The sequence below is a fragment of the Proteus sp. PR00224 genome (assembly GCF_016238105.1).
In the GTDB taxonomy this organism is placed as follows: Bacteria; Pseudomonadota; Gammaproteobacteria; order Enterobacterales; family Enterobacteriaceae; genus Proteus.
This window is the reverse complement of sequence record NZ_JAEHQU010000006.1, coordinates 49,749-61,297: the sequence shown is the minus strand read 5'-3', so window position 1 is coordinate 61,297 and position 11,549 is coordinate 49,749. Positions and strand designations below refer to the sequence as shown.

Sequence of the window (11,549 nt, the reverse complement as noted above, 5' to 3'; positions counted from 1 at the left end):
TAGATAGCCAACACCAGATAATTAATAAAATCATAATAAAACAATAGGATAAGGGGATTTCTTATGAAACTTCATTTTTTAGGGACGGCTGCCTCAGAAGGCATACCCAATCCCTTCTGCCGTTGTGAACACTGTCTAAAAGCAAGAGAACTTGGTGGGAAAGATATCCGAACTCACTCGTCTGCCATTGTCGATGACATTATGTTAATCGACGTATCACCTACATTTAGCTACCAGTTAATGCGTGATGGAATGGATGCTACCCATTTTGAAAGTCTTCTATTCACTCACACGCATCCTGATCATTTCAATGTTGGCGATCTGTTTAGCCGAATGGAAGGTTATGGTTTTGAAATTAACCATCCCCTTCATATTTTTGGCAATGATCGCGCCATTAATGGTTGTATCGAAGTTTTACCTGGTTACAGCAAAGAGCGTTTCGCTTTTCACTGCTTAATTCCTTTTGTTACTGTCGAAAGAAACGGTTATAAAATTACGCCATTACTTGCTAATCATGCGAAATGGGAACTTTGCTATGTTTATCATATTGAGAAGGATGGCAAGGTGATTTTCTATGGTCATGATTCTGGTTGGTTCCCTGAATTAACGTGGAAATGGTTAGAAAACAAACCACTTGATATCGTTGTTTTTGAATGTACTTATGGACTCAATGGTAAAGATCGTACTGATAATCATATGAGCTTAGAAACCGTATTTGCAGCAAAAGAAAAACTGCAACAACAAGGTTGTTTACATCAAGATACACAAATTGCCGTTTCGCATATTTCACATAGCGGTAAATTGCTTCACCACGAATTAGAAGCTGTTTGTGCTCCTCATAATATCCGCGTTGCCTACGACGGATTAACGTTAGAAACAAATTAAGAGGAGAACGATGATGGATATGAAAATAACCTCTCGCTTACTAATTATGATGTTTGTGCAATATTTCATGCAAGGTGCGTGGAATATGACTATGGGGCTAGTATTAAGTACCTATGGTATGGCAAGCATTATTGGTAATGCCTATGCTTTATTAGGTGTAGCAACAATTATCTCCCCATTATTTATTGGTATGGTGGCTGACCGTTTCTTTGCTTCACAAAAAGTGATGGGCATCCTTCATTTAATTAATGCCGCAGTCATTATTTGTGTTCCTCAATTTATTGAAGCACAAAACAGTGGTATGACTTTATTCTTAATTTTCATTATTGGATTATTGTTTTATCCAACCACTGCGCTTTCAAATAGTATTAGTTTCTCCCACATTAATGGTGTGAAATATTTCCCTATTATTCGTGTATTCGGTACGTTCGGTTTTATGGCTATCGGATTTATATTAGGAGAAATGGGCTTCTCTGGTAGTACGATGACTTGGTATATTGCTTCTGCTGTGGGCGTATTACTGGGTTTCTATTGCTTTACATTGCCGAATACACCACCGAAAGCGAAAGGCAAACCGTTCTCTGCTCGTGATATTTTATGTTTGGATGCACTGTCATTATTTAAAGATCGCTATTTTGCTATCTTAATGTTTAGTATCTTTATTTTAATGATCCCTAAAACAGCTTACTCAGCTTATATTCCCGTATTTATTAAAGCATTAGGTTTTAATAATGCAGCGTCTATTATGCAAATAGGGATCGCCTGTGAAGTGCTGTTTATGTTTGTCTTGTCATTCTTCTTAATGAAATTTGGCTTCAAAATTACACTTCTTTTAGGTGCTGTTAGCTGGATCATTCGCTCAATATTCTTCTCTTATGCAGCGATAAATACAGAGTTTTATTTTATCGTCATCGGATTAATGTTGCAGGGATTATGTTGGGACTTCTTCTTTACCGCTGGTGATATCTATGTTGACCGCAAAGCAAAACCTGAAATTCGCGCTCAAGCACAAGGTTTACGTTTTATTGTCTCTAATGGTTTCGGCTTATTATTTGCTTCCACTATTTGTGGTCAAATCTTTAATTCAACCGTAACAGAAACAGGTGATGCAGCCTTACCACAATGGTCAACATTCTGGATATACCCAGCGATTGTTGCCGCCGTTGTGACGATATTCTTTATCTTCTTCTTTAAAGATGATGTGAGTAAAAAGAAAAGTAACGAAGATAAAAAAGCACAAGAAAGTATTGCAACACCGTAGTTTTAAAATAAAGGAATAAGCCAACGTTAGGAGCAAACCATGGACGCATTAATACAGTTTGTTGACAGCATTGGCCCTTTATCACTTTCAAGTATCGCTAAATTACTGGCCGCCTTTATTTTAGGCGGCCTTATTGGCTTAGAGCGTGAATCAAAGGGAAAGCCTGTCGGTTTTAAAACCTGTGTCATTATTGCCGTTGCCAGTTGTTTATTAACCATTGTTTCTATTCAATCCGCAGAATATTACGCCAATATCTCCGACAATATTCGTAGCGATCCCATGAGATTAGCAGCACAAATTATCAGTGGTGTCGGCTTTCTTGGCGCAGGTGTTATATTGCATCGACGTGATGACGCAATTTCAGGTCTAACAACAGCAGCGATAGTATGGGCTTCAGCGGGTGTGGGGATTGCTTGTGGTTCAGGGTTTTATTGGCATGCCATGATTGTGACTTTTCTCTTTTTTATGGCTATTCAACTCAGCCCACAAGTGGTGCTATTCCAAATGAAAAACCAACGTTTAGGTAAGATAAAAGTACGTATGTTATTTACTCATGAAAGCGGTGTTCCTCTTTTAATTGAGTATTTAAAAAACCATAAAGACGTGATTGAAAATCTGACTATTCGTGATATTAAAAAAGAACGCGTTGAAGTAAATTTGAAGCTGTTAGTTAGGCAAAAAATTACCTTACCTGAATTTTATTGCTCATTAAAACAGCTTGAACATGTTCATTCTGTTTCTTTGGATCATTAATATATTCAAAAATAAAAAGGGCGGTTATCTAAGATAAAGCGCCCTTTTTATTATTTTGATGACCGATTGATGGTCATATTAAGGATTTTTGATGACTAGCGGATTACCAAAACGTTCTAGATACATCATTCCAAAGATTGTTGAAGCATAATCTGTAATATGCCCTACATCACGATAAACCGGCACGCCTTCTATATCGGTTAAGCAGATATTTTTATCACACTGCACATCTTTAGGATCGATGATAATTAAAGTTGGATAATCCTGTTTTAATTTAACGAATAACTGATCCATTCATGTATTCCCCTCACCTTTATAGTTTTTGGGATTACAGTTATTATCTGCAAAGTCTTTTCTTAATTTTGTATTTTCATAAAAACAGGTCATAAAACCACTTGGCATAGAATTAACTGTTTTAATAAAAACGGGTTTAGCGCCTGTGGTAATAATAAGATCAAGCGCTTCACGCATCGCTTTCTCAACGCGTTTACGAGGCTCTTCGACGGTTCTAACATCACCTATTTTATTAATGACATGGTTTGACGCGTAGTTATTCCAAACCTGTCCAAATATCACATAATCAAAGTGATTGTTCTTGATGAGTTGATAATATTTCGCCGTTTGATCGAACAACGCTGATAAACCGCATTTTTATGATTAGACCAATCATAAAGGTAAATATTAGGAAGAGTAATGCATGATAACGTGGCTTGTGCATATACATCTATTTTGGCGTCTTTACCTAAAATATCCATAAAGCCCCAATAATGATTTGCATAAGAATCACCAAATAAAAACGCTTTTCTCTGGCTTCCCACTTCACCAATATGGCACATTTTATCTGGATCAGAGGCTTCAAAATTCATACATTTGGTTCGATTAGGATAATCAAACTGATTCAACTTAGCTTCTAAATTAACGTAATTTTGCCCAAGCCTTGCGCCAACACCGTGATATTTTTCATTCATAATTCAAGTACATTATCCAGATGAAAAGAATTGCCGGATTATATACCAATTAGCCATATCGCTTTAGTCACAAAAAGAAAAAGGCTATTTAATATTTATTATTAATAACACCTAAATGGCCATAACTGATTAAACTCCATCGTTAAACCTAATTGCACTTCAGATGAAAGAGAACCTTTACTCACCACAAATTTTGGATGTCGAATAACGATAGAGGTATTAATATCATAAAACATTAATGATGATCGGCTCTGTTCTAACTCATCATAAAGCGTCCTCATTTCTGCTGATGACCTATTTTCACATAATCGCCCAAGCGTGATATGAATAATATTTTTATGAAGGGTGTTATCAATGGGGATCTGCTGATAAACCTTTTGTCTAAATTGTTCTAATTCCTTTGAAACGCCCGTTAATATCACACTACCATTAGACGTTAACACAACGTTATTAAATGAAATTTCAATTCGTTTTGTTTGATTAAAGATTTGGGCAATCTCATGGCACCACGCCAATAATCCGGGTCGTTGCAGTTTAAACTGTTCATTTTGTTGATTAAAAATCGTTAATAATGTGGAATGAAATTCTTGTGGCTGAGCAAATTCAATAAATGGAAACTTAAGTGCAAGCGGTTCACAATAAGCCATTAGCTTCTGGCTAAAGGGAATAAAGCTTTCCTCAATTTCAGGCTGACAAATCATTAATTGCCCCGCATTTAAGCTGACATCAAAAATACTTTCATCATTGATTTGTCGTTGCCAAATTTCACCTGTTGACAATTTTTTGAGTGTTGCTTGTGTCAGGAATTCGCATGCCATAAATGCACCTAAGTAAAGAATATAATTATTGCTATTACTTTGGTTGGAGTGAAATTTAAAATCAAGTTGCAGAGTGAATAATAAAAAGTGGCTTTCATCTAAAAGCCACTGTCACATCAATGGGGGAGATGTTAAAAATGGGCTATCTATAAATACTCAATCAAAATCAAATCAATTACAGAAAATTAGCAGCTTTAAACTTCGCGAGAGCATCTGCTGTTTGCTCTGCGGTCATTGGGCGTAATGGGCGACGAGGAGAGCCCACATCAATACCATGCAGTTGCATTGCCACTTTTCCTGCCGCAACGCCGCCGTATTCGACTAACACACGAATAATCGCAATCACTTTATCCATGCAAGCGGTCACACCTTCATGATCACCCGCTTTAAATTTTTCAATAATTTCAAGGTATAATGGCGCAGCATAGTTATAAGTACTGCCGACTGCACTTAATGCACCACAGGCTAATCCAGCAGGAATAAATTCATCAACACCAAATGGGATGTCATATTTTCCACCATCTACACGTAAGCAACGCTGGAATTCATACATATCAGGAGAGTTAAATTTCATACCTGATAGATTTGGGATAGCTTTACCCGCAGCTTGTAAGAATTTTTCCATATCAATGCTTAAGCCTGACATCGTGGAATGATAATAATAAAAACCTTTTGATGGCGCACTGGCGGCGGCTAAACGGCAATATTCAACCAAGTCATCAACATTGCCTGGCTTAAAGAAACAAGGACCAATCACTGATGTTGCTTTGATATCTAATGTCTCAGCATGGCGAGCAAGTTCTAGTGTATCCGCAATGCTTAATGCACCCGTGTGAATAATAAGGTCTAGTTTACCCTGACTGGCATCAACCCAGCGTTCGGCTACCTTCTTACGTTCTTCAACAGAGCAATGAATACCTTCACCCGTTGTTCCTAATACATAAGCACCCGTCACACCGCTTGCTATAAGGTGTTTTGCTATCTCATCAATGACAGGATAATTAACGCTACCGTCAGTCGCAAATGGGGTATGAGGCGCGGCAATCAGTCCAGAGAGTTTGTTCATGATCACTTCCTTTGGAGGTTAATTTCTTTATTGTTTAATTTATGGAGTTTGACTCTATATTAGAGAGCTATACTTCAGAACGCAATAACGAAATGAGCGTTAAAGGAAGAGAAAAATGAAAGTGTGATCTTTCGCCAATTTTCGCAAAAAATCACACAATGCAGAAATGAGCTTACGCGGAATGAGTCTGTTTTAACGCATTCAGTGTTCGTAGTTTTTGCTCCTTGACCATTTCTGGTTGAGCTTGAACTAACAAGGTATAGAGGAGATCCAACACAAAGAGTTGTGCTGTTTTTGTACCAATAGAGTCGCCTTGCAATTTCCCTTGTCGATTACCATTAATCAAATGGTAGTCCGCATGTTCCATAATTTGTGAACCCAAATTATGAGTCAGTGCAATGGTATGGGCTCCCGCTTCTTTTGCCAATTTAAGGGAATGAACCGTTTCTGGTGAATTACCTGAGTGGCTAATACCAATAGCAACATCACCCGGTTTTAATAACGAGGCTTGCATATACATAAAATGGTTATTTGTCACCGCATCAACACGATAACCAATTCGCATTAATTTATTTTTTAGATCTTCCGCCGTTATACCTGAAGAACCAACACCACAGATAAAAATATAATTTGCTGACAATAAAGCATCTACAGCGCCTTGAACTTGCTTCATATCGAGCAGATTCAATGTCTCTGATAGTACGTTATTAATCGTTGCTTGAAGTTTTAAACCAATGGTATGGATATCGTCTTGATGAGTGACTTCTGCATCAAGAATAGGTGACTCTTCATTATCAGAGGTCGCCATTTCAATCGCCAAATCCATTTTAAAATCTTGAAACCCTTTATAACCCAATGTGCGACAAAAACGCACAACCGTCGCTTCACCCGCTTTTGTCGCTTGTGAAAGTTGAGCAATAGAGAGCTGAGTAACTTCTGTAGGATGGAACAGGATATAGTCTGCAATACGCTGTGATACTCGCGTTAGACTATTTTTCATTGCGCCTAGCGTATCAAGTATTTTACCCGGCTTTAATCGGGTCGTTGCCTGTTCTGTCATGGAGATTATCCTTGGTTGCAGCGGATACACGGAAAAAATTCTGCTAACAAGAGTACCAATTCCAACAGGTTAAAAAAAGCCTTGCTCATACAATAATGTGATAATAAAAAACGCTTTATTCCTTATATCATCAGAATACAACTTACTGATACATCAGAAATAAAGCGCTTAATAAAAACAGTAATTGTTAGTCAGTCAATGCGGCGATATCCAACTTAACGACTACTTTCTTCAGTGTATTTGCACCCTTTTCAGCCGAAATTCCCGGTTTATGAGGTTCATAAGGCATAAAAACAGCAAACATGCTTGGTGTAAGCGTTAAGGTCTGTTGACCTATTATTGTATCGGTTAGTTGATAATCATCAGCCTCATTATAAGGCGTCACATCTTGAGCTGAGCCCTGTATACCAAAATCAATAATTTCCTCACCAGATAGCAATATCTGAATATCAATATAACGCTGATGTAACTCTGCACGTTTTTGCTCACGAGGCTGCGTGTCAAACGTCATCACATTCATAAACAACGTTTCACCGTCAATTTTATAACTACCCGGTGCGAGAGATGCAGGATCAAGTGCGAGTGCTTTTTCCATCGCGTTACGCAGTGTTGAATTCATTTCTGGCATCAAAGCCAAATCTGATATGTGTCCAAATAACATAGGTTATCCCCTATTAATTCCCTGATGTTTCATTGTCATCTAATGAAATTTGTTTTGCTGAGGCGAAAAGAGGCGCTGTGATTGTTCCTGCTATTACCACAGACATTGCACCGATCACACCGTAGAAGAAGAAGTTAAGATCACTGCCATAACGAGCCGCTAATACCGCAATAATACTGACGATAATACCCACCACGGCACTGCCTGCATTGGCACGTTTAACAAAAATACCCAACATAAACAGACCTGTCATTGGGCCACCCATTAAGCCAATCAGGCTGTTAAAGGCATCCCAAATTTCAGACTCATCAGATAAAACTAACCAAATTGCGGCAAGGCTACTGAACACACCCGCTACGATAATCACTAATCTTGCGACTTTCATTTTTTGTTCAGCACGGCGTTCTACTTTACTTAAACGAGTATAAATATCTGAGTTAAAGCAACTTGAAATACTGTTTAAGCTACTCGAAATACTCGATTGAGCCGCAGCAAAAATAGCAGCGATAATTAATCCAGCAATACCGACAGGCATTTCGGTCACAATAAATAGAGGTAGAATACCACCTGTATTAAAGCCTTCAGGTAAGAAACTAGGATTCTGTTTGTAATACACAAACAAGGCCGAGCCAATAGCGAAGAAGAAAATAGGAATAATGGCAACTAATTTAGCGTTTGTTATCAGTGTACGCTTAGTTTCTTCAATGGAATCCGTCACAATATAACGCTGTACGACATCCTGACTTGCGGTAAATTGCTGAATATTCGCGAATAAAAATCCGATCATCAAAACAGGAATGGTGCTATCAGTCCAACTCCAACGTAATTGTGTCGCAGGGAAGAATTTATCTGCCTGTGATGTTGCAGTGAAAATTTCACTAATTCCGCCATCAACTTTAAAGCAGATCATAATAAAGATAAGCACTGCGCCACCTGATAGTAATAACCCTTGAATAACGTCAGTCCAAATAACGCCTTCAATGCCGCCCATCCAAGTATAAACAATACATAGCAAGCTAATCAGCACAATTAATACAACGGGATCGATACCCATAAAAGGACGCAAAGCAAGTACAGTTAAATAAGTAATAATTGCCACTCGACCAATATGGAATAACATAAATGAAAGGCTGGCAAATAAACGGCTGCGTATATCAAAACGCGCTTCTAAATATTCATAAGCCGAGGTGATTTTTAATTTTCTAAAAAACGGAATATAGAAATAAAAGACTAATGGCAAAATAGCGATCGCTAAATATTGCCCAATAATGAAAGTCCAGTCTGAGGTATAAGCCTTTGCAGGAATAGACATAAACGTAATCGAGCTTAATGTGGTTGCAAAGACGGAAACACCCGCAGCCCAACCAGGAACGCGACCTCCGCCACGGAAATAATCATCCGCGGTTTTTTGACGTTTAGAGAAATAAACACCAACGAGTAGCATTGCTGCTAAATAACCAAACAGCACTGCATAATTAATGAAACCAAAATCATGTAATTGCATTTTTTAGTCCTGCCATATGTAGGGTAAAAGGTAAGTTTTACGACAGTTTTTTATTGCTCTCTAGCCCACAGGACAGCGCCCCAGAGCCCGGCATCATGATGGTAGTGAGCCGATAAAATCGGCACTTGTAATGCTAATGGCTGTTGTGTCATGGCTGCTTGAACGAGTTCTATATACCCTTTCGCTAGCCCAACACTACCGCCAAGAACGACACAATCGGCATCGGTTGTGGCTTTAATATCTGTCACCAAATTTGCAATTGTGTTTGCTGAGTGCTCAATAATTGATTTTGCTTGTGAATTTCCCAGATAAAAGGCAGCAAAAATCGCTTTAGCATCTTTTCCTGCAAGCTCTCCAGTTGCCTGTGCGGCAATCGCACGACCTGAAGCGATGGCTTCAACGCAACCATAGCGACCACAGCCACAACGTGGGCCATGAGGATCTGCTAAGGTGTGACCTAAATGGCCTGCAATACCTCGTTTTCCTGTAAAAAGTTGTCCTTGTTGAATAACGCCACCGCCAACACCTGTCGATACAGTGATAAACGCCATATCAGAAATAGTTTCACGACGATAATCATATTCAGCCCATGTTGCGGCTTGAGCATCATTCAGTAACCAACATGGCAACCCCGTGATCGCAGATAACGTTTCTTTTAAAGGAAAATCCTTTAATCCGCCTAAGTTATCCGGATTCAGAGCCGTTAAAATGCCATTACAAATAATGCCTGTTGATGCCACGGCAACACTATCAGCATGGTTTTTTAGTGGTGTCGTAATAGCAACGAGTGCTTCATAAAGTTGTGTTGGTGATGCACTTGCGGGTGTGGTGATCTGCGTATGTTGTGTCAATTGGTTATCTCGGCTAATTAATGCTGCCGAAATTTTTGTTCCTCCAATATCAATGGCTAATGTATTCATTTATCTAACTCCTGCTGCCACTTTAATGCTTGAGTGAACCAATCACAGACATGCTCAAGACGTGTTAATGCAGAGCCTACAGTGACAGCCCAAGCACCCGCATGCATACCTCTTGCTGCCATCATCGGTGTGTTATAACGCCCTTCAGCAATCACTCGGCATCCTTTTTCAGCCAATGCAGTGACCAGCTGTAAATCAGGCAGCTTTGGTATTTCGCCACCGGTATAGCCCGACATCGTTGAACCAATAAATTCGGTGCCCAACTCTTGGCAATACATGCCTTCGTCAAAGGTGGCGCAATCCGCCATCGCCAATTTTCCTAAACGATGAATATGAGCTAATAACGTTTTCACGGGTACAGGACGCACACGATCAGTACCATCAAAAGCAATAATATCTGCACCTGCGGTGGCTAATTCTTCAATATCACTGAGCCACGGTGTGATCCTTACAGGGCTATCAGGCAAATCACGCTTCACAATGCCAATAATCGGCACATCAATAAGAGGACGCGTTGCTTTTAAATTATCAATTCCCTCAATACGTACTGCGATTGCACCTGCATTTACTGCGGCTTGAGCCATAGCAGCGACAATTTCGGGCTTATCCATTGGACTATTATCAACTGGCTGGCAAGACACGATTAATCCGCCTTTTTGCTGAATATCCTTAGTCATTTTTTCAATTAGCGCCATTTTGAACTCACTGTTCTCTTTTTTGAAATACAACTCCAAATTATAATATTTTACGGAGTTTAATTTCTCAATCAAAAAAATAACAATTTGTGAAGAAGATCAAACAATAACCACAGCCATATAACCAACTGATAAATAAACAAAATAAAAAGGAAGAATGATGTCTCCACCACTCTTCCTGTTTTTTTACTTTGTTTTCATTAAGTAAAATCAGAAATGGAACTGTAACCCAACACGATAACGCGTCTGACGAGCATCACTAAGTGGGCTTACTGCCATGTTGCCAATTTCAATATAAGGCGTGAATGTGCTGTTGATTTGATAAGAGAAAGCGACGTTATGCTCATAATTACGTTTTTTATTATCGTATTTTATGGCATCGCTATACATTTGCGTGTAGTCATATTCCACTTTAAATTTGTTATATTTATAACCAATAAAACCATCAAAACGATTTGTCTTTTCGTCATCAACACCCTGTTTTGTTTTACGGGCATAATCAAAACGATAACGCCCTGCAATATATAAACCACTATCAAAATTATATTGTGCTTTTAAATAAGGTTTATATATAGAAGTATCGGTAACTGTTTCGAAAATAAGACCAGGTTGTAATGTGACATTATTATTTAATTTATGATTGTAGCTTAACCCCATTTCAATGGCATTATTAACAACATCACTAAATAATTTATCTTTTTCACCATCAACACCACCTGATTTGACACTCGCATCAATATAAAAACCAATACCATTTGAAAAAGAATGAATAAATGCAATTCTATCTTTATTAATTCGTGTCGAATCTGCATATTCATGACGGAAGTCTAATGTAGTCGCATATAATTGAGATGACATTAATAAAGTACAGCATGCCAATAAAAGTTTTTTCTTTTTATTTGCCATAATATTTACCTAAATAGGTAAGACTCCCTGAATAAATCAGGGGTCTTAATGG

General features: G+C 38.4%; 14 protein-coding genes. 3 read left to right on the top strand and 11 right to left on the bottom strand.

Features of this window, described 5'->3' with window-relative positions:
* The first annotated feature begins 63 nt into the window (after positions 1-63).
* The 3 genes from JEP71_RS11600 to JEP71_RS11590 are packed head-to-tail and all read left to right on the top strand — an operon-like array spanning position 64 to position 2,899.
* Complete coding sequence (locus JEP71_RS11600; protein ID WP_099076083.1) at positions 64-885, top strand: MBL fold metallo-hydrolase; 822 nt, start codon at positions 64-66, stop codon at positions 883-885.
* Positions 886-898: 13 nt separating this feature from the next.
* Positions 899-2,146 carry an MFS transporter gene (locus JEP71_RS11595; protein WP_198626266.1) on the top strand — a complete coding sequence of 416 codons (1,248 nt, stop codon included), beginning with the start codon at positions 899-901 and terminating at the stop codon, positions 2,144-2,146.
* Positions 2,147-2,185: 39 nt separating this feature from the next.
* Positions 2,186-2,899 (top strand): MgtC/SapB family protein, encoded by a 714-nt coding sequence (locus tag JEP71_RS11590; protein ID WP_198626265.1) that lies wholly within the window; start codon positions 2,186-2,188, stop codon positions 2,897-2,899.
* A 78-nt stretch (positions 2,900-2,977) separates the two neighbouring features.
* Here JEP71_RS11590 and JEP71_RS17570 read toward each other — a convergent pair whose 3' ends face one another.
* The 11 genes from JEP71_RS17570 to JEP71_RS11545 all read right to left on the bottom strand — a co-directional run bounded on the left by JEP71_RS17570 (position 2,978) and on the right by JEP71_RS11545 (position 11,497).
* On the bottom strand, positions 2,978-3,193 hold the full coding sequence (locus JEP71_RS17570; protein ID WP_232797603.1) for an SGNH hydrolase domain-containing protein: 216 nt from the start codon (positions 3,191-3,193) through the stop codon (positions 2,978-2,980).
* Entirely contained in the window at positions 3,194-3,475 is a 282-nt protein-coding gene (locus tag JEP71_RS17565) for a hypothetical protein (RefSeq protein WP_232797602.1), read from the bottom strand. It lies immediately after the preceding gene.
* Positions 3,472-3,867, bottom strand: a complete 396-nt coding sequence (locus JEP71_RS17560; RefSeq protein WP_232797601.1) for an SGNH hydrolase domain-containing protein — start codon at positions 3,865-3,867, stop codon at positions 3,472-3,474. Before JEP71_RS17560 ends, JEP71_RS17565 begins: the two co-directional genes overlap by 4 nt.
* A 101-nt stretch (positions 3,868-3,968) precedes the next feature.
* Positions 3,969-4,685 (bottom strand): hypothetical protein, encoded by a 717-nt coding sequence (locus tag JEP71_RS11580; RefSeq protein ID WP_198620134.1) that lies wholly within the window; start codon positions 4,683-4,685, stop codon positions 3,969-3,971.
* A gap of 175 nt (positions 4,686-4,860) precedes the next feature.
* A complete protein-coding gene (locus JEP71_RS11575; RefSeq protein WP_100158564.1) occupies positions 4,861-5,751 on the bottom strand; it encodes a dihydrodipicolinate synthase family protein in 891 nt (296 codons plus the stop codon).
* Between the two features lie 172 nt (positions 5,752-5,923).
* The gene (locus JEP71_RS11570) at positions 5,924-6,811 is read right to left on the bottom strand and encodes a MurR/RpiR family transcriptional regulator (protein ID WP_109373760.1); all 888 of its coding nucleotides are present in this window, start codon (positions 6,809-6,811) and stop codon (positions 5,924-5,926) included.
* Between the two features lie 187 nt (positions 6,812-6,998).
* On the bottom strand, positions 6,999-7,472 hold the full coding sequence (gene nanQ / locus JEP71_RS11565; protein WP_198626264.1) for an N-acetylneuraminate anomerase: 474 nt from the start codon (positions 7,470-7,472) through the stop codon (positions 6,999-7,001).
* Positions 7,473-7,485: 13 nt separating this feature from the next.
* Entirely contained in the window at positions 7,486-8,976 is a 1,491-nt protein-coding gene (locus tag JEP71_RS11560) for a sodium:solute symporter (RefSeq protein WP_198620137.1), read from the bottom strand.
* Positions 8,977-9,026: 50 nt separating this feature from the next.
* A complete protein-coding gene (gene nanK / locus JEP71_RS11555) occupies positions 9,027-9,896 on the bottom strand; it encodes an N-acetylmannosamine kinase (protein WP_198626263.1) in 870 nt (289 codons plus the stop codon).
* The gene (locus JEP71_RS11550) at positions 9,893-10,591 is read right to left on the bottom strand and encodes an N-acetylmannosamine-6-phosphate 2-epimerase (RefSeq protein ID WP_109373764.1); all 699 of its coding nucleotides are present in this window, start codon (positions 10,589-10,591) and stop codon (positions 9,893-9,895) included. The genes nanK and JEP71_RS11550 overlap by 4 nt, the downstream gene beginning before the upstream one ends.
* Before the next feature lie 210 nt (positions 10,592-10,801).
* Entirely contained in the window at positions 10,802-11,497 is a 696-nt protein-coding gene (locus JEP71_RS11545) for an oligogalacturonate-specific porin KdgM family protein (RefSeq protein WP_109373765.1), read from the bottom strand.
* Positions 11,498-11,549 lie beyond the last annotated feature (52 nt).

Bases quoted from the DNA above. Each gene is read 5' to 3' on its own strand.
- JEP71_RS11575 (WP_100158564.1), bottom strand. From the start codon at position 5,751: ATGAACAAACTCTCTGGACTGATTGCCGCGCCTCATACCCCATTTGCG.
- JEP71_RS11545 (WP_109373765.1), bottom strand. From the start codon at position 11,497: ATGGCAAATAAAAAGAAAAAACTTTTATTGGCATGCTGTACTTTATTA.
- nanQ (WP_198626264.1), bottom strand. From the start codon at position 7,472: ATGTTATTTGGACACATATCAGATTTGGCTTTGATGCCAGAAATGAAT.
- JEP71_RS17570 (WP_232797603.1), bottom strand. From the start codon at position 3,193: ATGGATCAGTTATTCGTTAAATTAAAACAGGATTATCCAACTTTAATT.
- JEP71_RS11550 (WP_109373764.1), bottom strand. From the start codon at position 10,591: ATGGCGCTAATTGAAAAAATGACTAAGGATATTCAGCAAAAAGGCGGA.
- JEP71_RS17560 (WP_232797601.1), bottom strand. From the start codon at position 3,867: ATGAATGAAAAATATCACGGTGTTGGCGCAAGGCTTGGGCAAAATTAC.
- JEP71_RS11560 (WP_198620137.1), bottom strand. From the start codon at position 8,976: ATGCAATTACATGATTTTGGTTTCATTAATTATGCAGTGCTGTTTGGT.
- JEP71_RS11600 (WP_099076083.1), top strand. From the start codon at position 64: ATGAAACTTCATTTTTTAGGGACGGCTGCCTCAGAAGGCATACCCAAT.
- nanK (WP_198626263.1), bottom strand. From the start codon at position 9,896: ATGAATACATTAGCCATTGATATTGGAGGAACAAAAATTTCGGCAGCA.
- JEP71_RS11595 (WP_198626266.1), top strand. From the start codon at position 899: ATGGATATGAAAATAACCTCTCGCTTACTAATTATGATGTTTGTGCAA.
- JEP71_RS11570 (WP_109373760.1), bottom strand. From the start codon at position 6,811: ATGACAGAACAGGCAACGACCCGATTAAAGCCGGGTAAAATACTTGAT.
- JEP71_RS11580 (WP_198620134.1), bottom strand. From the start codon at position 4,685: ATGGCATGCGAATTCCTGACACAAGCAACACTCAAAAAATTGTCAACA.
- JEP71_RS11590 (WP_198626265.1), top strand. From the start codon at position 2,186: ATGGACGCATTAATACAGTTTGTTGACAGCATTGGCCCTTTATCACTT.